The organism is Rhodocyclus purpureus (assembly GCF_016653115.1).
GTDB classification, from domain to species: Bacteria; Pseudomonadota; Gammaproteobacteria; order Burkholderiales; family Rhodocyclaceae; genus Rhodocyclus; species Rhodocyclus purpureus.
Genome location: NZ_NHRX01000034.1, coordinates 15279 through 41663, shown reverse-complemented (window position 1 = coordinate 41663; position 26385 = coordinate 15279). Strand labels below are relative to the sequence as shown.

Annotated in this window: 27 protein-coding genes and 1 riboswitch; of the genes, 14 read left to right on the top strand and 13 right to left on the bottom strand. The window is 65.9% G+C overall.

The annotated features are described in order from the left end of the window. Positions 1-225 precede the first annotated feature (225 nt). The 8 genes from benA (at position 226) to CCR84_RS06625 (ending at position 10685) form a co-directional block, all read left to right on the top strand. Positions 226-1569 carry a benzoate 1,2-dioxygenase large subunit gene (gene benA / locus CCR84_RS06660; RefSeq protein WP_201210756.1) on the top strand — a complete coding sequence of 448 codons (1344 nt, stop codon included), beginning with the start codon at positions 226-228 and terminating at the stop codon, positions 1567-1569. A gap of 12 nt (positions 1570-1581) precedes the next feature. Continuing rightward, the gene (benB, locus tag CCR84_RS06655) at positions 1582-2070 is read left to right on the top strand and encodes a benzoate 1,2-dioxygenase small subunit (protein WP_201210755.1); all 489 of its coding nucleotides are present in this window, start codon (positions 1582-1584) and stop codon (positions 2068-2070) included. Positions 2071-2218: 148 nt separating this feature from the next. Beyond that, positions 2219-3232, top strand: coding sequence for a benzoate 1,2-dioxygenase electron transfer component BenC (gene benC / locus CCR84_RS06650; protein ID WP_338052576.1), 1014 nt, complete (start codon positions 2219-2221; stop codon positions 3230-3232). Positions 3233-3264: 32 nt separating this feature from the next. Further along, entirely contained in the window at positions 3265-4044 is a 780-nt protein-coding gene (locus CCR84_RS06645; protein ID WP_201210751.1) for a 1,6-dihydroxycyclohexa-2,4-diene-1-carboxylate dehydrogenase, read from the top strand. Between the two features lie 623 nt (positions 4045-4667). Continuing rightward, positions 4668-7238 (top strand): bifunctional lysylphosphatidylglycerol flippase/synthetase MprF, encoded by a 2571-nt coding sequence (mprF, locus tag CCR84_RS06640; RefSeq protein WP_201210749.1) that lies wholly within the window; start codon positions 4668-4670, stop codon positions 7236-7238. Further along, positions 7235-8767 carry a virulence factor family protein gene (locus tag CCR84_RS06635; RefSeq protein WP_201210747.1) on the top strand — a complete coding sequence of 511 codons (1533 nt, stop codon included), beginning with the start codon at positions 7235-7237 and terminating at the stop codon, positions 8765-8767. The genes mprF and CCR84_RS06635 overlap by 4 nt, the downstream gene beginning before the upstream one ends. 299 nt (positions 8768-9066) lie before the next feature. Continuing rightward, positions 9067-10176, top strand: a complete 1110-nt coding sequence (locus tag CCR84_RS06630) for a M35 family metallo-endopeptidase (RefSeq protein ID WP_201210745.1) — start codon at positions 9067-9069, stop codon at positions 10174-10176. A 122-nt stretch (positions 10177-10298) separates the two neighbouring features. Beyond that, the gene (locus CCR84_RS06625; protein ID WP_201210743.1) at positions 10299-10685 is read left to right on the top strand and encodes a hypothetical protein; all 387 of its coding nucleotides are present in this window, start codon (positions 10299-10301) and stop codon (positions 10683-10685) included. A 28-nt stretch (positions 10686-10713) separates the two neighbouring features. On the opposite strand, the gene CCR84_RS06620 is transcribed toward CCR84_RS06625, so the two are convergent. The 5 genes from CCR84_RS06620 to CCR84_RS06600 are packed head-to-tail and all read right to left on the bottom strand — an operon-like array spanning position 10714 to position 14033. Then, entirely contained in the window at positions 10714-11415 is a 702-nt protein-coding gene (locus tag CCR84_RS06620; protein WP_201210741.1) for a pirin family protein, read from the bottom strand. Positions 11416-11475: 60 nt separating this feature from the next. Continuing rightward, positions 11476-12051, bottom strand: coding sequence for a YceI family protein (locus CCR84_RS06615; protein ID WP_201210739.1), 576 nt, complete (start codon positions 12049-12051; stop codon positions 11476-11478). A gap of 28 nt (positions 12052-12079) precedes the next feature. After that, positions 12080-12649 (bottom strand): YceI family protein, encoded by a 570-nt coding sequence (locus CCR84_RS06610; protein ID WP_201210737.1) that lies wholly within the window; start codon positions 12647-12649, stop codon positions 12080-12082. A 1-nt stretch (position 12650) separates the two neighbouring features. Further along, positions 12651-13187, bottom strand: a complete 537-nt coding sequence (locus tag CCR84_RS06605; RefSeq protein ID WP_201210735.1) for a cytochrome b/b6 domain-containing protein — start codon at positions 13185-13187, stop codon at positions 12651-12653. A gap of 12 nt (positions 13188-13199) precedes the next feature. Continuing rightward, a complete protein-coding gene (locus CCR84_RS06600; protein WP_201210733.1) occupies positions 13200-14033 on the bottom strand; it encodes a DODA-type extradiol aromatic ring-opening family dioxygenase in 834 nt (277 codons plus the stop codon). Between the two features lie 95 nt (positions 14034-14128). Here CCR84_RS06600 and CCR84_RS06595 point away from each other — a divergent pair, with 95 nt between their 5' ends. From CCR84_RS06595 to metF, 5 genes are all read left to right on the top strand, one after another. Then, on the top strand, positions 14129-15010 hold the full coding sequence (locus CCR84_RS06595; RefSeq protein WP_201210731.1) for a LysR family transcriptional regulator: 882 nt from the start codon (positions 14129-14131) through the stop codon (positions 15008-15010). Positions 15011-15165: 155 nt separating this feature from the next. Next, positions 15166-16404, top strand: a complete 1239-nt coding sequence (locus CCR84_RS06590) for a benzoate/H(+) symporter BenE family transporter (protein ID WP_201210729.1) — start codon at positions 15166-15168, stop codon at positions 16402-16404. A 35-nt stretch (positions 16405-16439) separates the two neighbouring features. Next, positions 16440-16883, top strand: a complete 444-nt coding sequence (locus CCR84_RS06585; RefSeq protein WP_201210727.1) for a universal stress protein — start codon at positions 16440-16442, stop codon at positions 16881-16883. Positions 16884-16944: 61 nt separating this feature from the next. After that, a riboswitch (S-adenosyl-L-homocysteine riboswitch) is annotated at positions 16945-17015 on the top strand. 97 nt (positions 17016-17112) lie between these two features. Next, the gene (gene ahcY / locus CCR84_RS06580) at positions 17113-18510 is read left to right on the top strand and encodes an adenosylhomocysteinase (protein ID WP_201210725.1); all 1398 of its coding nucleotides are present in this window, start codon (positions 17113-17115) and stop codon (positions 18508-18510) included. 117 nt (positions 18511-18627) lie between these two features. Next, positions 18628-19503: a methylenetetrahydrofolate reductase [NAD(P)H] gene (gene metF, locus CCR84_RS06575; RefSeq protein ID WP_201210723.1), complete on the top strand. Its 876-nt coding sequence runs from the start codon at positions 18628-18630 to the stop codon at positions 19501-19503. Positions 19504-19598: 95 nt separating this feature from the next. On the opposite strand, the gene CCR84_RS06570 is transcribed toward metF, so the two are convergent. The 4 genes from CCR84_RS06570 to CCR84_RS06555 form a co-directional block, all read right to left on the bottom strand. Then, positions 19599-19922: a YqjK family protein gene (locus tag CCR84_RS06570; RefSeq protein ID WP_201210721.1), complete on the bottom strand. Its 324-nt coding sequence runs from the start codon at positions 19920-19922 to the stop codon at positions 19599-19601. Beyond that, positions 19919-20359 (bottom strand): phage holin family protein, encoded by a 441-nt coding sequence (locus CCR84_RS06565; RefSeq protein ID WP_201210720.1) that lies wholly within the window; start codon positions 20357-20359, stop codon positions 19919-19921. Before CCR84_RS06565 ends, CCR84_RS06570 begins: the two co-directional genes overlap by 4 nt. Positions 20360-20379: 20 nt before the next feature. Continuing rightward, on the bottom strand, positions 20380-20700 hold the full coding sequence (locus CCR84_RS06560; RefSeq protein WP_201210719.1) for an ElaB/YgaM/YqjD family protein: 321 nt from the start codon (positions 20698-20700) through the stop codon (positions 20380-20382). 171 nt (positions 20701-20871) lie between these two features. Beyond that, positions 20872-21651 (bottom strand): exodeoxyribonuclease III, encoded by a 780-nt coding sequence (locus CCR84_RS06555; protein ID WP_201210718.1) that lies wholly within the window; start codon positions 21649-21651, stop codon positions 20872-20874. A 50-nt stretch (positions 21652-21701) separates the two neighbouring features. Here CCR84_RS06555 and pyrE point away from each other — a divergent pair, with 50 nt between their 5' ends. Then, on the top strand, positions 21702-22349 hold the full coding sequence (gene pyrE / locus CCR84_RS06550; RefSeq protein WP_201210717.1) for an orotate phosphoribosyltransferase: 648 nt from the start codon (positions 21702-21704) through the stop codon (positions 22347-22349). A gap of 111 nt (positions 22350-22460) precedes the next feature. Here pyrE and gatB read toward each other — a convergent pair whose 3' ends face one another. Genes gatB through gatC form a run of 4 tightly spaced genes read right to left on the bottom strand, consistent with a single transcriptional unit; the run spans position 22461 to position 26288 of the window. After that, positions 22461-23936, bottom strand: a complete 1476-nt coding sequence (gatB, locus tag CCR84_RS06545) for an Asp-tRNA(Asn)/Glu-tRNA(Gln) amidotransferase subunit GatB (RefSeq protein WP_201210716.1) — start codon at positions 23934-23936, stop codon at positions 22461-22463. A gap of 38 nt (positions 23937-23974) precedes the next feature. After that, the gene (locus tag CCR84_RS06540) at positions 23975-24556 is read right to left on the bottom strand and encodes a hypothetical protein (protein ID WP_242508587.1); all 582 of its coding nucleotides are present in this window, start codon (positions 24554-24556) and stop codon (positions 23975-23977) included. After that, positions 24520-26004 carry an Asp-tRNA(Asn)/Glu-tRNA(Gln) amidotransferase subunit GatA gene (gatA, locus tag CCR84_RS06535; RefSeq protein ID WP_201210715.1) on the bottom strand — a complete coding sequence of 495 codons (1485 nt, stop codon included), beginning with the start codon at positions 26002-26004 and terminating at the stop codon, positions 24520-24522. Before gatA ends, CCR84_RS06540 begins: the two co-directional genes overlap by 37 nt. Beyond that, positions 26001-26288 (bottom strand): Asp-tRNA(Asn)/Glu-tRNA(Gln) amidotransferase subunit GatC, encoded by a 288-nt coding sequence (gene gatC, locus CCR84_RS06530; RefSeq protein ID WP_201210713.1) that lies wholly within the window; start codon positions 26286-26288, stop codon positions 26001-26003. Before gatC ends, gatA begins: the two co-directional genes overlap by 4 nt. Between the last annotated feature and the right edge of the window lie 97 nt (positions 26289-26385).

The window sequence follows — 26385 nt, the reverse complement described above, 5'->3', positions numbered from 1 at the left end:
CATGTCAGAGGCACGGGCTTTTTGGAGGAGCGCCGAAAAAAGAATCATCTGGCTTGCTGACTTCTCCCTCTCCGACCGATAATCGTGGCTAGAAAAGCGGCCTGCAAAACGGTGGCGGCTGGTGATCGAGCAATTGGAAGAAAGATGAATTTCCCGGATATTCTGTAGGGTCGCGCTTCCCTGCCGGCCCCAATGCTTTGCAACCACGACGAGGAGACAAGACTCATGGCCGTCACCCTGGACTACCTGAACACCTTGATTGAGGAGGATCCCGCACAGGGACGCTTCCGCTGCAAGCGGGAGATGTTCACCAGCAAGGAACTGTTCGATCTCGAGATGAAGCACATCTTCGAGGGCAACTGGATCTACCTTGCCCACGAGAGCCAGTTGCCGAAGGTCAACGACTACTACACGACCAAGATCGGCCGCCAGCCGATCTTCATCACGCGCAACCGGGCGGGCGAGTTGAACGCCTTCATCAACGCCTGCGCCCACCGCGGCGCGACCCTGGCGCGCTTCAAGCACGGCAACAAGGCGACCTTCACCTGCCCCTTCCACGGCTGGACCTTCAACAACTCCGGCAAGCTGCTGAAGATCAAGGATCCCGAAGATACGGGCTATCCGGAGGAGTTCAACAAGAACTGTTCGCACGACCTGAAGCCGATCGCGAAGTTCGCCAACTACCGCGGTTTCCTGTTCGGCAGCCTCAACGCCGACGTCCCGTCGATCGAGGAACACCTCGGCGAGTCGAAGAAGATCATCGACATGATTGTCGACCAGTCGCCGGAAGGTCTGGAAGTCCTGCGCGGCTCGTCCACCTATGTGTTCGAGGGCAACTGGAAGGTCCAGGCGGAAAATGGTGCGGACGGCTACCACGTCACCGCAACCCACTGGAACTACGCGGTGACGCAGAACCAGCGCAAGGAGCGTGACGCAGCCGACGACAACATCAAGGCGATGAGCGCCGGCGGCTGGGCGCGTGGCGGTGGCGGCTCGTACTCGTTCGAGAACGGCCACATGCTGTTGTGGACGCGCTGGGCCAACCCCGAGGACCGTCCGCTCATGGAGCAGCGCGAGCGCCTGGTGAGCGAGTTCGGCGAGGCCAAGGCCGACTGGATGATCAAGAACTCGCGCAACCTCTGCCTCTACCCGAACGTCTATCTGATGGACCAGTTCAGCTCGCAGATCCGCGTCTTGCGTCCGCTGGCAGTCGACCGCACCGAGGTGACCATCTACTGCATCGCGCCGAAGGGCGAGAGCCCCGAGGCACGTGCCCGCCGCATCCGCCAGTACGAGGACTTCTTCAACGTGAGCGGCATGGCCACCCCCGATGACCTGGAAGAGTTCCGCGCCTGTCAGGAAGGCTTCAACGGCGCCTATTCCGAGTGGAACGACATGTCGCGCGGTGCCAAGCACTGGGTCAAGGGTCCCGACGCCGAGGCCGACAAGATCGGGCTGAAGCCGCTGCTGAGCGGGGTCAAGACCGAGGATGAGGGTCTGTACGTGGTCCAGCACAAGCACTGGCTGGAAACCATGAGCAAAGCGGTTGCTGCCGAACAAAAAGCCTGAGGAGAACCCGAGATGAGTATTTCCCACGACGCCGTCTGCGCCTTTCTGTACCGCGAAGCCCGCCTGCTCGATGATCGCGACTGGGACGCCTGGCTGGAGTGCTATGCCCCCGATGCGACCTTCTGGATGCCGGCCTGGGACGACGACGGCAAGCTGACCGAGGACCCGCAGTCCGAGATCTCGCTGATCTATTACAGCCGGCGTGCCGGTCTGGAGGATCGCGTGTTCCGCATCCGTACCGAGCGTTCGAGTGCGACCATCCCCGATACGCGTACCTCGCACAACATCACCAACGTCGAAATCGTCGAGCAGAGCGGCGACCAGGTCAAGGTTCGCTTCAACTGGGTCACCTTCAGCGTGCGCTACAACCATACCGACATCTTCGCCGGTACCAGCTTCTACACCCTCGATGTCTCCGGCCCCAGCCCGATCATCAAGGAGAAGAAGATCGTGCTGAAGACCGACTATGTGCGTCACGTGATCGATGTGTATCACGTCTGAACGAGTCGCTGAAGCCGTCATGACGGCTTCGCTCCGGTGACTCCGGCCGGCGGCGACTCTCCCCGGGAGTCGTCGCCGGTTTTTTTTGAGCGTCGCAATGAGCGGCAGGTCCGGCGACGCAGACTCATTTTCAGCAGAGGTAAGAATCGTGGCAACCCACCAGATTGCACTGAACTTCGAAGACGGGGTAACCCGCTTCATCGAATGCAAGGACACCGAGACCGTGGCCGACGCGGCCTACCGCCAGGGCGTCAATGTACCGATCGACTGCCGTGACGGCGCCTGTGGCGCGTGCAAGTGCCATGCCGAATCCGGCAAGTACGAGATGGGCTTCTACGTCGACGATGCACTCAGCGCCGAGGAGGCCGAACTGGGTTACGTGCTGACCTGCCAGCTGCGTCCCAAGAGCAATCTCGTCGTTGCCGTCCCCGCCTCGTCCGCGGTGTGCAAGATCAAGCAGACGAAGATGAAGGCCGCGATCAGCGACCTGCGCCAGCTCTCCGACAGCACCCTGTCGCTGACGCTCAAGGGCGACGACCTCGGCAAGCTCGCCTTCCTGCCCGGACAGTATGCCAACCTGCAGGTCCCCGGCACCGATCACCATCGTGCCTACTCGTTCAGCTCGATGCCGCATCAGGGCGAAGTCTCGTTCCTGATCCGCAACGTCCCCAACGGCCTGATGAGCGGCTACCTGACGCAAAGCGCCAAGGTCGGCGACGCGATCGAACTGGCCGGCCCCAACGGCAGCTTCTACCTGCGCGAGATCACGCGTCCGCTGCTGTTCCTCGCCGGTGGCACCGGCCTCGCCCCCTTCCTGGCAATGCTCGACAAGATCGCCGCTGCCGGTGGCAGCGAGCAGCCGATCCGCCTGATCTATGGCGTCAATACCGACGGCGACGTCGTCGAACTCGAGAAACTCGAAGCCTACGCCAAGCAGTTGCCGAACTTCAGCTACACGGTCGTCGTGGTCGACCCGGAGAGCAAGTTCCCGAACAAGGGTTATGTCACCCATCACCTGCAGCCTGCCGACCTCAACGACGGCGCGGTCGACATCTACCTGTGCGGTCCGCCGCCGATGGTCGAGGCAGTCGCCCATAACCTGCGCGAACGCGGCGTCAAGCCGGCCAACTTCCACTACGAGAAGTTCTCGTCGAGCGTCTGAGCCGACGACCGTCACTGAGACAGGAATTCGCAATGACCAACAAGCGTTTTGAAAACAAGGTGGCGGTCATCACCGGCGCCGCGCAGGGGATCGGCCTGCGCGTCGCCGAGCGGATGGCTGAGGAAGGCGGTCGGCTGGTGCTGGTCGATCGCGCCGAGATCGTGCACGAGTTGAACGAGAAGCTCGGCGGCACGACCGAGGTGCTGACGCTGACCGCCGACCTCGAAAAGTTCGCCGATTGCGAACGGGTGATGGCGGCGGCCAAGGAGCGCTTCGGCCGCATCGACATCCTGATCAACAACGTCGGCGGCACGATCTGGACGCGCCCCTTCGAGCACTACGAAGAGCAGCAGATCGAGGCCGAAGTACGCCGCTCGCTGTTCCCGACCCTGTGGTGCTGCCGCGCGGTGATGCCCCACATGCTGGAGCAGGGCAAGGGATCGATCGTCAATGTCTCGTCGGTCGCCACGCGCGGCGTCAACCGCGTCCCCTACGGCGCGGCCAAGGGCGGCGTCAATGCGCTGACCGCGTGCCTCGCCTTGGAGAACGGCGAACGCGGCATCCGCGTCAATGCGGTCTCGCCCGGCGCAACCGAGGCGCCGCCGCGGCGCATCCAGCGCAACGAGGCGCCGCGCAGCGCGCAGGAAGAGCTCTGGTACAAGCAGATCTACGACCAGTCGATCGACTCCAGCCTGATGAAGCGCTTCGGCACCACCGACGAACAGGCCGGACCGATCCTCTTCCTGGCCTCCGACGACGCCTCCTACATCACCGGCGTCGTTCTGCCGGTCGGCGGCGGCGATCTCGGCTGATCCCCGAGTGAAGCAAGGGGTGCTGCGCCAGCGCGCCGCACCCCTCATCCGCGCTTCAGCAATCAGCCCCGGCGCTCCGTAGGTCGGCTCAGCGTGAAACGTGGAACAATTTCGTGAAACATCGGCCGACCTGATCTGCCGAAGCCGTCGCGATCAGCAACTCGTCAGTTGGCGAGGCCGCGAAAGAACGAACTGGATTGCCACGGCGCTACGCGCCTCGCAATGACGGCAGCGAATGGCTGCGTTTCATGCTCAGGGCTGGCACGACTCGCCATGATCGTTAGCACAGCGTAAGCGGACAGCAAGGCTCCGCGCAGAAAAGCTTCTTCCTCCCCTGCGCTGCCATCCAGAACGACGCTCTGCGCCCGACACGCGCGCAGATGCGATTTCCCCGGAACACAGCCTGAAGCGTCTCGGTGCGCGCATCCAGAATAGTCGAATTGCATTTTCCCGACGCGATCGCGGTCACCTCGGCTAGAATCCGGGGACGCGCGACCCGCCCCGGCGCGTGTCCAGATTCGACCGGAACGGCATCGATGACCTGCGCGATGCGCAGACCGAGCCGGCTTTCCGCAAGCCACGGAGACTGACCGGGCGTCCATTGGATCGAGGAGGCGTACGGAGTGAGCCGAGACCGTAGCGATGGCCCGCATGCCCGGGTTCCCGCCTGGCTCCTGCCGACGGTCTCGGCCCTCCTGTTTGCGCTGATGCTGTGGATCCTGCACCGGGAGCTGTATGCGATCGACTACGGCAAGCTGCGCGCTGCGCTAGGAGGGCTGCCGGCCTCCGACGTGTGCTTGGCCTTGCTGCTCACCGTGGCCAATTACCTGGTCCTCAGCTGCTACGACCAGGTGGCGTTCGTCTGCATCGGCAAGCGCATCGCCTCCTGGCGCATCGCGCTGACCGCCGCCCTCGCTTATGCGGTGAGCAACAGCACCGGTTTCGGGATCGTCTCGGGAACGGCGGTACGCCATCGCTTCTATTCGCGCTGGGGCGTGGACACGGCCGAGCTGTCGCGCATCGTCGTCCTCAACGCCACCACCTACTGGCTCGGCCTGCTGGCCTTGGGCGGCTGGAGCCTGGCATTCCACCCCCATGCCTGGCTGCAGGGCGGGATTGGCGAGGACGCTTCACGCTGGCTCGGCGCAAGCTTCATGGCCATGGCCGCCGCCTACCTGCTCCTGTCGCTGGTGCGCCGTGCGCCCCTGCGCGTGCTCCGCTTCGAAATCGACCTGCCCTCGCCGCCGCTCGCCCTCGCCCAGCTGCTGGTATCGATGGCCGACTGGGCATTGGCCGCGGCCGTGCTGCATGCGCTGCTGCCCGCAAGCGGGGCGCCCTATGCAGTGCTGCTGGGCGCCTTCGTCACCGCCCAGGTCCTCGGACTGCTCAGCCATGTGCCGGGCGGCCTCGGGGTGTTCGAGGGTGCGATGGTGCTGCTGCTCGCGCCCTACCTTCCCGGCGACCGTCTCGTCGCGGCGCTGCTGCTCTATCGCCTGCTTTACTACGCCATCCCGCTCAGCTTCGCGCTGCTGGTGCTGCTCGCCGACGAGTTGCTGCTCCGGCGCGCGCAACTCGCGACATTCGGCCGCTCGCTGCAAGGCTATGCCCTGCAGCTGTCGCCGACGATCCTGGCCGGATTCACCTTCATGGCCGGCTTGCTGCTGCTCGTCTCGGGGGCGATCCCGGCAGAGCAGGAGCGCTTGCACTGGCTGGCACAGCTGTTCCCGGTCGGCCTGTTCGAGGCCTCGCACTTCCTCGGCAGCCTGATCGGCATCGCCCTGCTCCTCCTGGCACAAGCCCTGTCGCGGCGCATCCAGCTTGCCTACTTCCTCGTCCTTGGCGGGCTGCTCGCGGGCATCGCCGCTTCGCTGCTCAAGGCGGGCGACTGGGAGGAAGCCCTGCTCCTGTCGCTGCTGCTGCTCGCCCTGGCCCCGAACCGTGCGTTCTTCGACCGCCGCGCGACGCTGTTCGACACCCGTTTCTCGGCCGGGTGGATCCTCGCGATCATCGCCGCACTCGGCGCCTCGGTCTGGCTTGGCTTGTTCGTGCACCGGCACGTGGAGTACGCCAACGAGCTGTGGTGGCAGGTGGAACTGGATCAGGATGTCTCACGGTTCCTGCGCTCCAGCCTGGGGGCGGCAGTCATGCTTTTGGGATTCGGCATCTGGCGTCTGCTCGGCCCGCTGGCGCACCGCACCGAGCCGCCTGCGGACGGGGACATTGCCGACGCCGGACGGATCATCGCTGCGCAGGCGCAGACGCTGCCCTTCCTGGCTTACCTGCGCGACAAGAGCCTGCTCTTCGATCCGGAGCGCAGCGCCTTCGTCATGTACGGCGTGCACGGTCGTACCTGGGTCGCCCTCGGCGATCCGGTCGGACCGGCTGCGTCCGCCCCCGCACTGATCCGCGCCTTCGTCGAACGTGCCGACGATTACGCCGGCGTGCCGGTGTTCTACCAGGTCCGGGCCGAGCACCTGCATCTCTACGCCGACCTCGGCATGAGCTTCGCCAAGCTGGGCGAGGAAGCGCTCGTAGCTCTGGACGGGTTCTCGCTGGCAGGCAGTCGCCACGCGAAACTGCGCGCGGCACTGAACCGGCTGGCGCGGGACAAGGTGAGCTTCCGCATCGTCGACGCAGCTGAGGTCGCGCCCTTGCTGCCCCAGCTCAAGGCCGTCTCCGACGCCTGGATGGCGGCAAAGTCGGTCGGCGAGAAGGGCTTTTCGCTGGGCTTCTTCGATCCTGCTTACCTTTGTCTGCAGCCCGTCGCCGTGCTGGAGCGGGAAGGCCGCATCGTGGCGTTTGCCAACCTGCTGTGCGGGCCTTCCGGCGAGGAACTCTCGGTCGACCTGATGCGCTTCGCCGCGAATGCGCCATCGGGGGCCATGGACGCCTTGTTCGCCCACCTGTTCCTCTGGGGGCGCGCGCACGGCTATCGTCGCTTCAACCTCGGCATGGCGCCACTTTCCGGACTGCAGCCCTCGCCGATCTCTCCCTTGTGGAACCGGCTCGGCAGCTTCGTCTACCGGCACGGCGAAGCCTTCTACAACTTCGAGGGCCTGCGCGCCTACAAGGACAAGTTCGATCCGCTCTGGCAGCCGCGCTACCTTGCCTATCCGGGCGGACAATCGCTGCCGCTCGTGCTGGCGGATGTCGCCGCGCTCTCGGCGGGCAGTTACGCGAGGATCTTCCGATGAAAAAACCGTGCGTCAAGCTTCCATGGACCGGCGGCATCAGAACGGCTGCGGCCACCCTCGCGCTCGTGTGCGCGGGTCTCGCCGGCGCCGGAGCAACGGCCAGTCAGCCCGGCATCCTCGGCGTCGCCGCGCGAACGCCTTCTCCCGGAAGCGGCGGCGACGCACCGGCGCCGGTGCTTCCCGGCGAACTCAAGCTGAGTCATGGCCCCTTCGGCGAGGTCACCATCTACCAGCCGGCCGGACAGGCGACGAGCGTCACACTGTTCGTTTCGGGCGACGGTGGCTGGAACCTCGGCGTGGTCGACATGGCCCGGCACTTGATCGGAATGGGCGCCGTCGTGGTCGGCATCGACATCCGTCGCTATCTGAAGACAGTCAATGCGCCGAGTTCAGCCTGCCGCAGCCTTGCCGTCGACTTCGAGGATCTGGCACACGCGGTGGAACGCCAGCTGCGGCTGCCCGATTACCTGCCACCGGTGCTCGTCGGCTATTCGTCGGGGGCGACGCTGGTTTATGCGACCGCCGTGCAATCGCCCAAGGGCACCTTTGCCGGCGCACTGAGCCTCGGCTTCTGCCCGGACCTGGCGATCACGCAGAAGCTGTGCACCGGCAGCGGTCTCGCCTATGCCACCCAGTATGCCAGGGTGTCCGGCGCCGTCGAGGGCGTCGTGTTCTCGCCCGCGCAGGCGAACGCCACCCCCTGGACCGCGTTCCAGGGAGACATCGACGAGGTCTGTGCTCCCGAACAGACCCGCCAGTTCGTCAGCCAGACGCGCAACGCCGATCTCGTCTGGCTGCCGCGGGTGGGCCACGGCTTCTCGGTCGAACGCAACTGGCTGCCCCAGTTCAAGGACGCCTACGCGCGCCTTGCCGCAGGCGCGATCACGCCGCCGACGCAGCTGGCCGACCTGCCCATCGTCGAAGTGCCGGCAACGACCTCGACCGCCGACACGGACGAGCTGTTCGCAGTGCTGCTCACCGGCGACGGTGGCTGGGCCGGGCTCGACCAGGACGTCTCGGCGGCACTTGCCGCGCAGGGCATTCCGGTCGCCGGCCTCAATACCCTCAAATATTTCTGGCAGGCGCGCACCCCGGAGTCAGCGGCTGCCGATCTCGAACGCATCATCCGCCACTACCGCGCAGCCTGGAAGCGGCCGCAGGTGCTGCTGATCGGCTACTCGCTCGGCGCCGAGGTGCTACCGTTTCTCTACACCCGCCTTCCCGACGAGATCCGTGCTGCCGTGCGCAGCGTGAACCTGCTCGGTCCCGGCACCAGCGCTTCGTTCGCCTTCCACTTCTCCGACTGGGTTCCCGGCAGCGGCAGCAGCGACGGCCGCCCGGTCGCGCCCGAGATCGAGCGCATGGGCGGCGTCCCGACACTCTGCCTGTACGGCGCCGAAGAGAGCGACTCGCCCTGCCGCCGTCTCGGCGGCAGCCACGTCAGGTCGCTCGCGCTCGCCGGCGGACACCATTTCGGCGGCGACTACCCGGCGCTGGTGCAGCAGATCCTCGTCCATGCGCGGCGCTGAAAGACGGCAGGGCGTGCGCGGGCCAGACAGCTCCGTCGGGTTAGCGCAGCGTAACCCGACTTCTCCACCGAGCATAATCAGGCAGCCAGACCATCGAACAGATCTCGGCCAGGTTCTCGCGACATCACGAACATACATTGACATATAAATTTCATTGGCATAAATTAGCGGCGTTGTAAAACATCGGTTCGGCAGACTGCAACTCTTCTGATCATTTCGCCCGACTCAAGCGTCTGAGGGAGCCTCGTTTCAATGAACTCTCCGAGACTATCGAGTCAGCAAAACGGTAGTGACCAGGCATGCCAAATTGGAACCAAAACTTCCGAGCAGAGTACGACTACGCAATAGCGAAGCTCATCGGCGATAACGGGTTCGCCAGAGAATGGAGCCCCCTCATTGCGCGACTACGCAAGCTCATGAGCGATGCCGGATTCGATGCCGGAGAAGCTGCAGCACTGGACGAACTTCGGCTGAAATCGAAGCAAGGCGCCAGTCAAACGCGAATCTCGGAAGACGAGGGTCTCCTCAAGGCGGTGAGCGCCTGGACGGACTCGCCGAGTGGCACGGTGGGAGACGATGAACGCTTGCGGGTTGCTGCACTCAAGCTTTTGAGCCATGTGTACCTGCTCAACAAGGCCGGCGACCGGAAAGTCTGGATTCATTCGCTGCCAAAGGACTTCACCGAATGGGCCACGGACGCGTTCTGGAATGCAGGGAACGCTGCCCCTAAAATTCGCGCGCTACTGAAAGCGTGCGACGAACAGTTTTCCGGCCAACAAAAGCGCCATCTGGCCAATTCGGTCCAGCAGTCGCTGGCCTGGTGTCAGAAGACGGGCATCGTGCTGGCCAATGCCACATCGTCCGCTGCCGGCGGCAATGCGTCACGGATGGCTGCGCGAGCGTTGGTACGCCGCTGGTTTGCCGAACCGGGCTTGAGCGACGCCACGCTTGACACATATATCGCGACCCTGGACTCAGGCTTCAAGAAAGTTATTGCCACGTTGAATCGCGGCCATTTCATACTGACCGACTGGGTGCCGCTTCGCAATGCCAGCGTGCAGGCAGATATCAAATTTCTCCTCTCTGAAGCCTTCACCTTTGCCGGAAGGGGTGAGGGACTTGACGTGGTGTACATCGAAAAATCATTCTTCACGCGAGATGCGGGTGGTGTCGTGCATGACCAGAAGAATTGGACTCGGATCGTTGTGCACGAACTGACCCATTTGGCAGCAAGCACCGACGATGTCATGAACGGCGATGTGCGCTACGCGCATTACGGCATTGGCCCTCACAGCGGCTTCCCGGGTTCTGACGCGGTGAAAAACGCCGACAGTTGGGCCTTCTTCGCAGCCGATTGCGCCGGCGTCTTGACCGACACGGAGCGCGCCAAGGCGTTGCGCATTCGCTGATGACCCTCCACGCCCTCCTACGCCTGCCAAGCGCCGCAGGTGTCGCGCTGACGCTGAGCGTTGCGACGGCCTGCGCAGCAGATCCGCAGCCCTCCTCTTCACCGCTTTCGGAGCGTCAAACCATGACCAACCCGCCCAAAGTCAGCCGGCCATCGGCTCCCGTTGTGGAGTCAGTGGAAATCGACGGCATACGTTACCAGCAAGACACCGAGAGCTTTCGCCATGGTGGCGACCAAGCGGGCGGCTACCTGGTTGCGATCGAGCCCAAAACAGGCGATCGACTCTGGATGCTGAAGGTCTATCCCGTGGAGGACCATCGTGCCGCAGGCGTGACCGGCGGCGGCTTGTACTTCCGCAGCATGTCGATCGTTCCAGGCCAAAAAATGCTGGAGATCGTCAACGAGGCAGGCGGTCGCTACCGGGTCAACCTGATGCAACGAAGCTCGGAGCAAATTGGCGGCCCGCCCGAAAGGGCTGCACCAAGGCCACCTGCCAAGCCGAAACCCTGACTCTTGAGCACTACTTCCTTGAGCCGACTCAGGGCGCCAGATCGAAGACGAGCACCTCGGCATCGCGGCCGTGGCTCAGGCTGAGCCTGGTCTCGTCGCGGATCATGAGCGCGTCGCCGCTTTCGATGGCGATCCCATTCACTTCGAGCGCGCCGCGCACCAGATGCACGTAGGCCTTGCGTGCCGGATCGAGCGCCAGTTCGGCGCGCTCGTCGCCGTCGAACAGGCCCGCGTAAATCGAGGCGTCGGCGTTGAGGGTGAGCGAAGCCTGCGCGCCGTCGGGCGAAGCGACGAGGCGCAGCTTGCCGCGTTTTTCGACGGCCGGAATAGTCTTCTGCTCGTAGCCGGGAGCGATGCCGCGTGCCTTCGGCAGGATCCAGATCTGCAGGAAGTGCGTGATCCGGTCTTGGGCATGGTTGAACTCGCTGTGCACCACACCGCGACCGGCGCTCATGCGCTGCACGTCACCGGGCGGGATCGAGGTGCCGTTTCCCATGCTGTCGTCGTGGGCGAGCTCGCCGGCGATGACGTAGCTGACGATCTCCATGTCGCGGTGGCCATGCCTGCCGAAGCCGGCACCCGGGGCGACACGGTCCTCGTTGATGACGCGCAGGTTGCCCCAGCCCATGTGTGCCGGATCGTAGTAGTCGGCGAACGAGAACGAGTGCCAGCTCTTGAGCCAGCCGTGGTCGGCGTAACCGCGGTCCTGCGCTTTGCGAATGCTCAGCATGATCGTAACTCCTTTCCGTCTTGCGGCCGGCGCCGGGCGCCGGCCGGGATTCCTGGTCGCTTATTGGTGGATCGCTTCGACGGCGATGTCGATGGTCACGTCGTCACCGACATAGGGTGCGTACTTGCCGGCGTTGAACTCGCTGCGCTTGATGCTCACGCTGGCGTTGGCGCCGATCGCGTCCTTCTTCAGCATCGGGTGTGCAGCCTGCTGGAACGAGCTGAGCTTGAGGGTGACCGGCTTGGTCACGCCCTTGATCGTCAGCTTGCCATCGACGGCGACCGGCTTGTCGCCCTCGAAGACAACCTTGGTCGACTTGAAGGTCGCGGTCGGGTACTTGGCGGTGTCGAGGAAGTCTTCGCCCTGGATGTGCTCGTTGAACAGCGGGAAGCCGGTATTGACCGAGGTGGTGTCGATCACGATGTCGACCGAGCCGGTCTTCGCGGCCTTGTCGAAGACGATCGTGCCGCTCGTCTTGTCGAAGCGCGACAGCTGCTGCGAATAGCCGAAGTGGCTGTACGAGAAGCGCGGGAAGGTGTGCGAGCCGTCGACGACGTAGGTTTCCGGTGCGGCGAAGGCCGAAGATGCGGCGGCGGTGATGGCGAGGGCGGCGGCGAGTTGGGTCAGCTTTTTCATGGTGGTTTCCTTTAGAGAGAGGGTGATGTCACTTGCTGCTGGCGGTGATGCGGAACTTGACGAGGATGTCGTTGGCGACGATGTCGAACTTGGCCCAGGAGCCTTCGCCGATGGCAAAGTCGCCGCGGCGAATGGTGAAGCTGCCGTCGAAGACGCCGCTGTTGCCCTGCGCGCTGAAAGTCGCGGGAACGACGATGTCCTGGCTGCGGCCCTTGATCGTGAGCTTGCCGGCGACCTCGTAGCGGTTGCCGCCGAGCGGCTTGACGCTGCCGGCAACGAAGCGGGCGGTCGGGAAGGCCTTGGTGTTGAACCACGCCTTGCCGGCGACTTCCTGATCGGCTTCGCTCGAACCGGCATCGATGCTGGCGAGATCGACGTCGAAGCTGGCTTTGGCCTCGGTCGGCCTGGCCGGGTCGAAGGAGAGCTGCGAGCTGAACTTCCTGAAGTTGCCATCCATCTTCACGCCCATCTGCTGGTAGGTGAAATTGATGGCGCTCTTCGCGGCGTTGACCTGGCTGTACTCGACAGCCTGCGCGCTGAGTGGCAGCCCGGCGGCGAGCGTCAGCGCTGCGATTGAAGCGAGGGTGATGCGTTTCATGTCATTTCTCCGGGTGCGGCGACATGTGTTTGAGGATGTCGTCGTGGTCGATGAAGTGGTGCTTGAGGGCGGCGGCGATGTGTCCGACGATCAGCGCGACGAAGATCAGGTTCAGGCTCTGGTGCAGCAGCGCCAGCGTTTCGCCGAGCTCGCGGTTCTTGTCGAGCAGGTCGGGGATCGGCAGGACGCCGAACCAGACCGTCTGGAATCCCTTCGCCGAACTCATCAGCCAGCCCGACAGCGGGATCGCGATCATCAGGAGGTAGAGCGCGGCATGTCCGGAATGACTCGCCAGTTGCATGAGCTTCGACATGCCGATGGGCAGTGCCGGGGGTCGGTGCGTGGCGCGCCAGGCGAGGCGCACGAGGACCAGCAGGAAGGCGGTGACGCCGGCCCACTTGTGCCAGGAATAGAGTTGCAGTTTTTCCGGCGAGAGCGGCAGGTCCTGCATGTAGAAGCCGAGGGCCAGGAGGCCGAAAAGCAGGATGGCCATCAGCCAGTGCAGGCCCTTGGCGGTCGCGGTGTAATGGGTGCTCACGATGAACTCTCCTCAATGCGCATGGCGTGGCGTGAAGGACCAGGCATCCATGGCGATCACGTAATCGTCGACGCCGGCGTGCAGGCGGCGCGCGCTTGCACCATCGCCGCCGGCGCCGAGCGCGACGTGGAGCGGCAGCAGGTGTTCTTCGCTCGGGTGTGCCTGCACGGCAGCCGGCGCCTGACGACGGTAGTCGAGCAGCGCGGCGAGGTCGCCGGCTTCGAGGCGCTGCGCGATCCAGTCGGCGAACTCGCGCACGTAGGCCGGTGTGCGGCCGCCGTCGCGATAGGCCAATTGGAAATCGCGCAGGTTGTGCGTGATGCTGCCCGAGCCGACGATCAGGAAGCCCCGCTCGGCAAGCGGTGCCAGCGCCCGGCCGAGTCGCCACGCCTGCTCGGGACCACCGCGGCTCTGGATCGAGAGCGGTATCACCGGCACGTCGGCGTCCGGAAACATCATGCGCAGCGGCACCCAGGCGCCGTGGTCGAGACCGCGCCCGGAATCCTGCGCGACCGGAAGCCCTGCCGCACTGATCGCGGCGACGACCTCGTCGGCCGCCTCGCGGCAGCCGGTGGCCGGGTAACGGATCCGGTACAACTCCTCCGGGAAGCCCCAGAAGTCATGGATCGTTTCGGGGCGCTCGGCAAAGCCGACGGTCGGCACTTCCGTGTCCCAGTGCGCGCTGACGATGACGATCGCTCGGGCCGGCGGCAGCGTGCGCGCCGTCTCGGCGATGACCGCGCCGGCCGCACCGGGGCGCAGCGCGAAGGTCGGCGCGCCGTGCGGGACGAACAGCGTCGGCTGCGGCGCCCAGTGCTCTGCTGCGGAAGGGTGGGTCGGTGTCATTGGTCTTGCTCCCGAATCGATGGGCGAACTTTAGCCCTCTCTTCCTGGCCGAAACAGTAGACAATCACGAAAACATCATTGCTGGATTGACAACAATGGACCGACTCGAAGCGATGCACCTGTTCGTGCGGGTGGCCGAACTCGGCAGCTTTTCCGCCGCGGCGCAGCAGCTGGCGGTGGCGCGTTCGGTGGTGACGCGGCAGATCGCCACACTCGAAGCGCACCTGGGGGTCAAGCTGATGGCGCGCAGCACGCGCCGGCTGACGCTGACCTCGGCCGGCACCGCCTACCTCGAAAAATGCCGCGTCATCCTCAACCTGGTCGAGTCGGCCGAAGCCGACCTTGCCGCCGAACGACTGACACCGCGTGGCAGCATCCGCATCAGCATCCCGCTGAGCTTCGGCTTGCGGCGCCTGTCACAGCCGCTGCTCGATTTCTCGCAGCGCTATCCGGAAGTCGCGCTCGACATCGATTTCGCCGACCGGCGCGTCAATCTGATCGAGGAGGGACGCGACCTCTCGGTGCGCATCACCCGCCGCCTCGACGCCGGCGACGTCGCGCGCAAGCTGGGGGAGAGCCACATGCGCATCATCGCCGCGCCGAGCTACCTCGACCGCCATGGCCGGCCGCGACACCCCGCCGAACTCGTGCAGCACGAATGCCTCGGCTACACGGCAGCCGCTGCCAATCCGCCCTGGCAGTTCGAGGTGGACGGGCAACTGGAGAGCTTCCACGTGCGCAGCCGGATCAACGCCAACAACGGCTTCGTGCTCGCCGAGGCCGCCGCCCAGGGGCTCGGCATCGCTTGCCAGCCGGACTTCATCGCCGACGACTTCATCGCCAGCAGCCGCGTCGAACAGATCCTCGCCGATTTCCCCGTTCCCGCACTCGGCATCTACGCGATGCTGCCGAGCAACCGCCACATCCCGCACCGGGTGCGCGTGCTGGTGGACTATCTGGCGGAAAAGCTGGCTTGATCCGCATCGTGCGCGAACGGCATGTGCGATCGCCCCACGCGCTGATGGCGTGGAGGGCGCCGAAGCAAGTGACCGATGCCCGGCGCCGGGCACGCGCCGGCTGAACCTTTCGCTCCTTCCTGCCGTCGAAGCGCAAACCCGCCGGAAGCACGCCCATGCTCGCCCACCTCGAACGTCCCGCCGGCAAAGCGCCTGGCATCTCCCGGATCGTTTCCGACTTCGGCTTCACCTACTTCGCCAACGGCCTGATCGGCTTCATCTTCTCGGCCACCGGCCCGGTCGCGATCATCCTTTCGGTCGGCACCCAAGGCGGCCTGACGCAAGCGGAACTGGCCTCCTGGGTGTTCGGTGTCTTCTTCATCAACGGCCTGATCACCATCGCCATGAGCTGGCGCTACAAGACGCCGCTCGGCTTCGCCTGGACCATCCCGGGAACGGTCCTGGTCGGCCCGGCACTGCAGCACCTCTCCTTTGCCGAAGTGATCGGCGCCTTCTACGCCACCAGCCTGCTGATCCTGGTGATGGGCGCCAGCGGCTGGGTCAGGCGCCTGATGTCGGCGCTGCCGATGCCGATCGTCATGGGCATGGTCGCCGGTGTCTTCCTACGCTTCGGCCTCGACCTGGTGCGCGCGCTGCACAGCGATCTGGCGATCGCCGGGCCGATGGTCGCCGCCTTCCTGCTGCTTTCCGCCAACGCGGCGCTGGGCAGGCGCATCCCGCCGGTGATCGGCGCGCTCTTGGTCGGCGCCGTGGTCATTGCCCTCCTCGGGCGCGTCGACACGAGCACGCTCGGCGCCTTCGGCTTCGCCCAGCCGCTGGTGCAGGCGCCGGCGTGGTCGGTGGGCGCGCTGGTAGAACTGGTCGTTCCGCTGGCCATCACCGTGCTCGTCGTACAGAACGGGCAGGGCGTCGCCGTGCTCAAGGCGGCCGGCCATGAAGCGCCGGTCAATATGGCCGCAGTCGTTTCTGGAATCGGCGCCGCGGCGAGCGCCATGGTTGGCGCGGTCAGCACCTGCCTGACCGGGCCGACCAATGCGCTGCTCACCTCGTCGGGCGAGCACGGCCGCCAATACACGGCGGCGCTCACCTTCGGCGTCTTCGGCGTCCTCTTCGGACTGATGGCGCCGACCTTCACCGGACTGATGCTCGCCGCCCCCAGGGAATACATCATGGTCCTCGGCGGCCTGGCCATGCTGCGCGTGCTGCAGGGCGCCTTCGTCGCCTCCTTCGGCGGCGGCAAATTCACGCTCGGCGCGCTGATCAGCCTGCTGGTCACCATCGCCGACATCAGCATCATGAACATCGGCGCCGCCTTCTGGGGCCTGGTCGCCGGATTCGCCGTTTCCTGGTTGATGGAGAAGCGCGACTTCGTCACGCTGGCCAACAGCAACTGAGAGGCCGGCGCCGACATTTTCACGGGGAAGCTTCCATGTTCAGACACCTGCTCGTTCCCACCGACGGTTCCGAGTTGTCCCGGGCCACCGTGCAGCGTGCCGTTCTCTTCGCCAGCGAAATCGGTGCGCGCATCACCTTCTTCCACGCCGAGCCGCGTCATACGGTCTCGTTCTGGGGCAACGAAGGCATCACCGACCCGGGCACGCGTGAAGCGAGCATCAGGAGGGACGACCAGCGCGCGACATCCATCCTCGCTGCCGCCAGCGCCGAGGCCGTTGCTGCCGGCGTCGAAGCCTCGGCCATTGCCGGCAAGAGCGACAGCCCCTTCGAGGCCATCATCGCCACCTCACAGTCCCAAGGCTGCGACCTCATCTTCATGGCCTCGCATGGCCGCCGTGGCATCGCCGGCCTGCTGCTGGGCAGCGAGACGCACAAGGTGCTGACCCACTCGAAGATTCCGGTGCTGGTCGTCCGCTGAGGGATTTGGCCGAAGACCGCGTCACGCGCAGCTTCGCCGTTCTCGCGTATAATCCGCAGCACTCCGAGGAGCGCTGCAAGTCTGTCGTCATCCGCCAGACCCAGGCTCGGACCGAAACGGCGCTCATCCGACCCCCCGCGCCGGGCGTGGGCTGGCGGATGAGCATGGCCTTGCGGTCATCGTCGCTCCTTCGCCCTCCCGTCCGGCCGCAGTTCTGAAGGAGCTTGCTGTGGCTGAACAAGACTACATCGTTGCCGACCTGGGCCTCGCCGACTGGGGCCGCAAGGAAATCCGCATCGCCGAGACCGAAATGCCCGGTCTGATGGCGATCCGCGAAGAGTACGCCGCCGCCCAACCGCTGAAGGGCGCGCGCATCACCGGCTCGCTGCACATGACCATCCAGACCGCCGTCCTGATCGAGACGCTGGTCGCGCTCGGCGCCGAAGTGCGCTGGGCCTCGTGCAACATCTTCTCGACCCAGGACCACGCCGCTGCCGCGATCGCCAAGGACGGCATCCCCGTCTTCGCGGTCAAGGGCGAGACGCTGACCGAGTACTGGGAATACACGCACCGCATCTTCGAGTGGAAGGACGGGGGCTTCTCGAACATGATCCTCGACGACGGCGGCGACGCAACGCTGCTGCTGCACCTGGGCGCGCGCGCCGAGCAGGACATCTCGGTCCTCGCCAACCCGTCCTCCGAAGAGGAAACCGTCCTCTTCGCCGCGATCAAGGCCAAGCTGGCCGTCGATCCTACCTGGTACTCGGTGCGTCTGGCGGCAGTGAAGGGCGTCACCGAGGAGACGACCACCGGCGTGCATCGCCTCTACCAGATGCACGAGCGCGGCGAGCTCAAGTTCCCGGCGATCAACGTGAACGACTCGGTCACCAAGTCGAAGTTCGACAACCTCTACGGCTGCCGTGAGTCGCTGGTCGACGGCATCAAGCGTGCCACCGACGTGATGGTCGCCGGCAAGGTCGCGGTCGTCGCCGGCTACGGCGACGTCGGCAAGGGCTCGGCGCAGGCGCTGCGCGCGCTGTCGGCACAGGTGTGGGTCACCGAAGTCGACCCGATCTGCGCGCTGCAGGCGGCGATGGAAGGCTACCGCGTCGTCACCATGGAATACGCTGCCGACAAGGCCGACATCTTCGTCACCGCCACCGGCAACTACCACGTGATCACGCACGAGCACATGGCGGCGATGAAGGACCAGGCGATCGTCTGCAACATCGGCCACTTCGACAACGAGATCGACGTCGCCTCGCTCGAGCAGTACCAGTGGGAAGAGATCAAGCCGCAGGTCGATCACGTGATCTTCCCGGACGGCAAGCGGATCATCCTGCTGGCCAAGGGCCGTCTCGTCAATCTCGGTTGCGCCACCGGCCACCCGTCGTACGTGATGAGCTCGTCGTTCGCCAACCAGACGATCGCGCAGATCGAGCTGTTCACGCGCACCGCCGACTACCCGGTCGGCGTGTACACGCTGCCGAAGCACCTCGACGAGAAGGTCGCGCGCCTGCAGCTGAAGAAGCTGAACGCGCAACTGACGACACTGCGCGCCGATCAGGCCGCCTACATCGGCGTCCCGGTCGAAGGCCCGTACAAGCCCGAGCACTACCGCTACTGAGCGAACGCGCGGCGCGCTCCGGCGCGCCCGCCCGAGTCTGCCCGCCGGCAACCCGGCGGGCTGGCCGGCTTCTGCCCGAAGCCTGTCGATCAACCCGCTCGCACCAGGAATCCCTCCATGAACGACGTTTCCGCACAACCCCGGCGCACCTTCAGCGTCGAACTCTTTCCGCCGCAGACCGCAGAAGGCGCCGAGAAGCTGCGCGCGGTGCGTCGGCAACTCGCCGAACTCGGTCCGGAATACTTCTCGGTGACCTTCGGCGCCGGCGGCTCGACGCGTGACCGCACGCTCGAAACGGTGCTCGAAGTGCGCGCAGAAGGCCAGCGCGCGGCGCCGCACCTGTCGTGCATCGGCGCCACCGAACAGACGATCATGCACCTGCTCGACGAGTACCGCGCACACGGAATCCGCGACATCGTCGCGCTGCGTGGCGACCTGCCGTCCGGCATGGCGACCCACGGCAATTTCCGCTACGCGAGCGATCTCGTCGAGTTCATCCGCGCCAGGACCGGCGACTGGTTCCACATCGAGGTTGCCGCATACCCCGAATTCCACCCGCAGGCCGCGAGTGCGCAGGCCGACCTCGCCGCGTTCAAGCGCAAGGTCGACGCCGGCGCCGACGCGGCGATCACGCAGTATTTCTACAACGCCGACGCCTACTTCCGCTTCATCGACGATTGCGACGCGCTCGGCATCACCATCCCGATCGTCCCGGGGATCATGCCGATCTCCAGCTTCTCCAGGCTGGCGCGCTTCTCCGACACCTGCGGCGCCGAGATCCCGCGCTGGATGAGGAAGAAGCTTGAGGGTTTCGGCGACGATGCCGACTCGATCCGCGCCTTCGGCCTCGACGTCGTCACCGCGCTGTGCGAACGCCTGCTCGCCGGCGGCGCCCCGGGGCTGCATTTCTACACGCTGAACCAGGCCGGACTGACCTGCGAACTGTGGCAGCGGCTCGGCCTGCCGCGCGGGGACCAGACTGCCGGCGCCTGAGTTCGCTGCGCGCCTTGTGGGAAGGCCGGCAGGTCCGAATGGGCGTTTTTCCTGCCGGTTCGGCGGCCGTTCGCAGCGGCCGCCGCGGCTCAGGCCTACAGCTTCAGCTTGAAGCGCTGCACCTGGTCGAGACGCTCACGCAGGAAGCGCCATGCACGCCAGCCGACGAAGGCGCGTCGTCCCCAGCGCCACAGGCGGCCGGGCTTGAGCACGACGAACACCGCGAGCGCGGCGACGACGATGCTCGGATGGCGGCGGACGGCGTCCACCGCGGCGCGCACCTGCGCGACGCCGCGATCGGTGACGAGCAGCGCGTTGCGCAGCGGCACCAGTTCGCTGCCGATTTCCGCGCGCTGGCGGGCGATCCGCTCGCGCAGACGACCGCGCTCGACGGCGAGTTCGACCAGACGACCGTTCATTGCTGCGCGCCGTCTGCGCCGCGCTTGGCGGCCTTTTCGGCCGCCTCCGCATCGCGCAGCGCGGCCGTGAGCTGACGCAGATCCTCCTCGAGTTCAGCGACGCTGTCATCGAAGATCGGCTTCTTCTCGTCGATCGCGCGTTGCAGCGCCGAATAGAAGAACGCTGCCGCGCCGAGGAAAACCAGCGCTCCGGCGCCGAGCACGGCGAAGCGCTGCTCCCAGAAGAGGAGCGCCAGCAGCGCAAAGGCGATGACGGTGCCGATTCCCGCGCACAGCGCCAGTGCCTGTGCCAGGACCGCGATGCGGATGATGCGCTGCTTCTCGAACTGCAACTCGTTGCCGAGCAGTTCGAGGCGGGTACGCCCGCTCGCCAGGACGGTGGTGGCAAGGCGCTGGGCGGCAGCAAGCAAGCCGCCCTCGCCCGCCGTTCCATCCACCGGGGCTTTTGCCGCCAAGATCAACGACGACCGATGATGACGCCGAGCAGCAGACCGACGCCGGCAGCGATGCCGACCGCCTTCCAGGGGTTGTCATGCACGTAGTCGTCGGTGGCGCGCGCAGCGGCCTTGGTCTTGTCGACCAGCGCGGCTTCGGCGTCGGCGAGGCGCAGCTTGGCGTCGCGCAGGCGATCCTGGATGCGTTCGCGCAGTTCGCTCACCTTTTCGCCGGCGAGGTTGGCCGAGGCACGCAGGATTTCGTCGGCATCGGCGACGACGACACGCAGGTCGGAAACGATCTTTTCCTTGTTGATCGCGGAAATATCGGTAGCTTCAGGCATGACAGACCTCATCAGGAGAAATTGGTGGGTTAATGAAACGGACAGACCGCCAGCGGATGACATCCGGATTTCGGAAGACCGCCTTCGGCACGGACACCGGTGCCTTCACCGGCCATACCCTCAGAGTATCCACTTTACGCCGATAGATCAACGCCGGCGCCCGCAAGCAAATCAAATTGCATACTCGTAATCGATGGTCAGCGGCGCGTGGTCGGAAAAACGCTGCTCGCGATAGACGGCCGCGGTCCTGGCGCAAGCGGCGAGCTCCGGCGTCGCCAGCTGGTAGTCGAGGCGCCAGCCGACGTTCTTCGCCCAGGCCTGGCCGCGGTTCGACCACCAGGTGTAGCAGCCCTCGCCGAGCTCGGGATGAAGGACGCGATAGCTGTCGCGCCAGCCCGTGGCGAGGACACCGGCAATCCACTCGCGCTCCTCGGGCAGGAAGCCGGAGTTCTTCTGGTTCGACTTCCAGTTCTTGAGGTCGAGCGCGGTCGGCGCGATGTTCCAGTCGCCACAGACGACGACATGGCGGCCACTGGCGCGCAATGATTCCATGACCGGCGCGAAGCGCTGCATGAAGCGGAACTTCGCCTCCTGGCGCTCGGGCGAGCTCGATCCCGACGGCAGGTAGAGCGAGATCACCGACAGCTTGCCGAAGTCGGCGCGCAGGAAACGCCCCTCGGCGTCGAACTCGGCATCGCCGATGCCCTCGTGAAACGCATCGGGAACGCGCCGGCTCCACAGGCCGACGCCGCTGTAGCCCTTCTTCTCGGCGTGCGCGTGCAGCGTGTGGAAGCCTGCCGGCGCATGCAGTTCGTGGTCGAGGTCGTCGGCCTGCGCCTTCAGCTCCTGCAGGCAGACGATGTCGGCTCCCTGCGCTTCGAGCCAGGGCATGAATCCCTTGCGGCAGGCCGAGCGGATTCCGTTGAGGTTGAGGGTGATGATGCGTAACATTGACGTTTCGACTCCACGCCGCTGCCAGCGGCTTCACGCACAGGATTTACATGGACTTTCGTCAGGAATTCATCGAGTTCGCCGTCGCCCGCAACGCGCTGCTGTTCGGCGAGTTCATCACCAAGGCCGGCCGCAAGTCGCCCTACTTCTTCAACGCCGGACTGTTCAACGACGGCGAGTCGCTCGATCAACTGGCGCAATTCTACGCCAGCGCGATCCTCGCCCGCGGCATCGAGTTCGACGGCCTGTTCGGCCCGGCTTACAAGGGCATCCCGCTCGCCGCCACCGCCGCCGTCGCACTCGCGCGCCAGGGCTGCAACAAGCCCTTCTCGTACAACCGCAAGGAAGCCAAGGACCACGGCGAAGGCGGCACCATCGTCGGCGCCAAGCTCGCCGGCCGCGTGCTGATCATCGACGACGTGATCTCGGCCGGCACCTCGGTGCGCGAGTCGGTCGAACTCATACGCGCCGCCGGCGCCACCCCCTGCGGCGTCGTCATCGCGCTCGACCGCATGGAACGCGGGACGGGCGAGCTCTCCGCAGTGCAGGAAGTCGAACGCGACTACGGCATCCCGGTGATCGCGGTGGCCAGCCTCGAAGACCTGCTCGCCTACCTGCACGGCCGTGCCGATCTCGCCGCCAACGAAGAAGCGGTCGCTGCGTACAGGAAGCAGTACGGGGTGTCGCGCCCAGGCTAAGCGGGGCCCTCCTTCGCGGCTTACGCCGCTCCCAAAAAACGCGGGGGCGGCATCTTTAAAACCGGGGACGGTATATTCAATTCAAAGAATTAAGTATACCGTCCCCGAATTTTATTGCAGCTTGCTGCGCAGCAGCTGGTTGACCTGCTGCGGGTTGGCCTTGCCCTTGGTCGCCTTCATCGCCTGGCCGACCAGCGCGTTGAAGGCCTTCTCCTTGCCGGCGCGGAATTCGGCGACCATCGCCGGGTTGGCGGCCAGGACACCGTCGATCAGCGCTTCGATGGCACCGGTGTCGGTGATCTGCTTCAGTCCCTGCGCCTCGATGATGCGGTCGGCGGCATCCTCGCCGCTGCCGCCTTCGCCGGCCCAGATCGCCTCGAACACCTTCTTGGCGATGTTGTTCGAGATGGTGTTGTCGACGATGCGCGCGACCAGACGGCCGAGTTGCTGCGCCGACACCGGCGCGGCGGCAAAATCGATGCCTTCGCGGTTGATGCGTGCGGCGAGGTCGACCATCACCCAGTTGGCGCAGGGCTTGGCCGCAGCGGCGCCGGCCGCTGCGACGGCCGCCTCGTAGTAGTTGGCGACTTCCAGCGACGCGGTCAGCGTCGTCGCATCGTAGGCGGACAGCCCGTAGTCGGCCATGAAGCGAGCGCGCTTGGCGTCGGGCAGTTCGGGCATCTCGCCGCGCACGCGCTCGATCCAGTCGCTGCCGATCACGAGCGGCAAGAGGTCGGGGTCGGGGAAGTAGCGGTAGTCGTGCGCATCTTCCTTGGTCCGCATCGTCCGCGTCTCGCCGCTGTCCGGGTCGAAGAGGACGGTGGCCTGCTGGATGCGTCCGCCGTCCTCGAGCGTCTCGATCTGCCAGCGGACTTCGTAGTCGATCGCCTGCTGCAGGAAGCGGAAGGAGTTCAGGTTCTTGATCTCGCGCCGGGTGCCGAGCGGGGCGCCCGGACGACGCACCGAGACGTTGGCGTCGCAGCGGAACGAGCCCTCCTGCATGTTGCCGTCGCAGATGCCGATCCAGCGCACCAGCGCGTGCAGCGCGCGCGCATAGGCGACCGCCTCGGCCGACGAGGAGAGGTCGGGTTCGCTGACGATCTCGAGCAGCGGCGTCCCGGCGCGGTTGAGGTCGATCCCGGTCTTGCCGTGGAAGTCCTCGTGCAGGCTCTTGCCCGCGTCTTCCTCGAGGTGCGCGCGGGTGAGGCGGATGGTCTTTTCAGTCGCCTTGTCGCCCTCGCCGACGCGGATCGTGAGCTGCCCGCCCTTGACCACCGGCTCCTCGAACTGGCTGATCTGGTAGCCCTTGGGCAGGTCCGGGTAGAAGTAATTCTTGCGCGCGAAGACCGAGTGCGCGGCGACCTCGGCGCCGACGGCCAGCCCGAAGCGGATCGCGCATTCGACGGCACCGCGGTTGAGCACCGGCAGCACGCCGGGCAGCGCCAGGTCGACGGCGCAGGCCTGCACGTTGGGCTCGGCGCCGAAGGCGATCGAGGCGCCGGAGAAGATCTTCGATTGTGTCGCGAGCTGTGCGTGCGTCTCGATGCCGATGACGACTTCCCAGCCCCCTGCTGCACCCTGGTTCATGTTTTTTCCGTTCCTGGATCAGAAACCACTGCAATTCGTCAAAAACAACGGCCGCTCCCGGGTTCGACCAGGATCGGCCACAGATAACTGAAGGCGTCGCCGGAGCACTGCGCGGCACAGCCGTTGAAGGCGACGGTGACACCCTTGTCCTGCTGCCACATGCGCACCGTGCAGCCGCTAGCCTCGTCGGCGAGCAGCACCGCCGGCAGCTTTTCGGCCTGAGTGAACGACTTCAGGTCGAAACGGCAGCTGCCGCGCTTGGCGATGTTCACGTCGGCGCTGAAACGCTTCACCACCGCCTCGCTCACGTGCAGGTCGAGCTTGCCGCGGGTGCCAAGCTCGTCGCGGAACGAGCAGCGCGTCTTCACGTTGAGCGCCTCGACCGGCATCGGTTTCAGCTTGCGCCCGCGCAGGTGGCGCAGCGGCTGCGAGGTGAACGCATCGGCCGCCGGCTCGGCCGCTCCCGGGCCGGACTCCGCTTGAGGTGGCTGCGGCGGGGTCGCGCAGGCGGCCGCCAGCAGCGCCGCTGCCAGCACCGCCCAGACTCCCGCCCCCTTGGCCATCGGCGTTCCTCGCGCGCGCTTCAGTCCGCCAGCGCCGCCGGACGCTGGCGATGCCATGCGCTCGCCTGCTGGTAGCGGTGCGCCACTTCGAGCAGGCGGGCTTCGCCGAAATAGTTGCCGATCAGCTGCAGGCCGGCCGGCAAGCCGTCGGCCAGGCCGCAGGGAACCGACATCCCGGGCAGGCCGGCGAGGTTCACCGCGATCGTGTAGATGTCCGACAGGTACATCTGCACCGGGTCGGCGGCCTTCTCGCCGAGGCGGAAGGCGGTACCCGGGCTGGTCGGCCCCATGATCACGTCGCACTGCCTGAAGGCCGCGGCGAAGTCCTCGGCGATCAGCCGGCGGATGCGCTGCGCCTGCCGGTAGTAGGCGTCGTAATAACCGTGCGACAGGACGTAGGTGCCGATCAGGATACGACGCTTCACTTCGGCGCCGAAGCCCTGCGCGCGCGTCTTCGCGTACATGTCGTCGAGGTCGCCGTACTCGGCGGCGCGATGGCCGTAGCGCACACCGTCGAAGCGGGACAGGTTGGAGCTGGCCTCGGCCGGCGCGATCACGTAATAGGCAGGCACCGCGAGCTTCATCGCCGGCAGGCTGACTTCGACCGTCTCGGCGCCGAGCGCGCGATAGGCGGCGATCGCCTCATCGACGAGCTGCATCACCCTGGCGTCGCAGCCGGAACGCTCGGCCTCGCCGAAGAACTCGCGCGGCAGGCCGATCCTGAGGCCGGCGAGCGGCAAGTCGGCGGCCGGCGCGGCCAGGAGGCGCGTGTAATCCTCGACGGGGCGCTCGAGACTGGTCGAGTCGCGCGGATCGAAACCGGCCATCGCGTTGAGCAGGATGGCGCAGTCTTCGGCCGAGCGCGCCATCGGACCGGCCTGGTCGAGCGACGAGGCGAAGGCGATCATTCCCCAGCGCGAGACGACGCCGTAGGTCGGCTTGATGCCCGTCAGGTTGCACAGCGCCGCCGGCTGGCGGATCGAACCGCCGGTATCGGTGCCGGTCGCGGCCGGTGCCAGGCGCGCGGCGACCGCTGCCGCCGAGCCGCCCGACGAACCGCCGGGAACGCGTGCCGGATCCCAGGGGTTCTTCACCGCGCCGTAGTACGAGGTCTCGTTCGACGAGCCCATGGCGAACTCGTCCATGTTCGTCTTGCCGAGGTTGACCGCGCCGGCGGCGTCGAAGCGCTCGATCACCGTCGCGTCGTAGGGGCTGACGAAGTTCTCCAGCATGCGCGAGGCGCAGGTGGTGCGCCAGCCCTTGGCGCAGAAGATGTCCTTCTGCGCCAGCGGCACGCCGAGCAGCGGCGCCGACTCGCCGGAGGCGCGACGGGCGTCGGCCGCACGCGCCTGGGCGAGACTCTTCTCGGGGTCGACCGTGATGAAGGCGTTGTACTGCGGATTGAGGCGGGCGATCCGGTCGAGGTAGGCTTGGGTCAGCTCGACGCTGGAGAATTCACGCGCCGCGAGTCCGGCAGCGAGTTCCTTGAGCGAGAGTTCGATCATTCGATCACCTTCGGTACCAGATAGAGCCCGGCTTCGGTTTCCGGAGCGACCGCCTGGAAGGCCGCGCGCCGGTCGGTCTCGGTGACGCGGTCGTCACGCAGGCGCTGGGCGAGATCGAGGGCGTGCGCCATCGGCTCGACGCCTTGCGTATCGACCGCCTGCATCGCTTCGATGAGCGAAAAGATTCCGTTGAGCTCGCCGAGCGCGGTATGTGCCTCGGCGTCGCTGATGTCGATCCGCGCCAGCTTGGCGACGTGGCGGACCTGTTCGAGAGTGAGCGACATGGCTTCGAGTGGAGATTGAGGAAGTGAAAGGACGTGAAGACGCCGGGAAGCGTCGGTGGCACGGGAAGGCCGAGCTGGTGACCGGCACCGCCTGCTG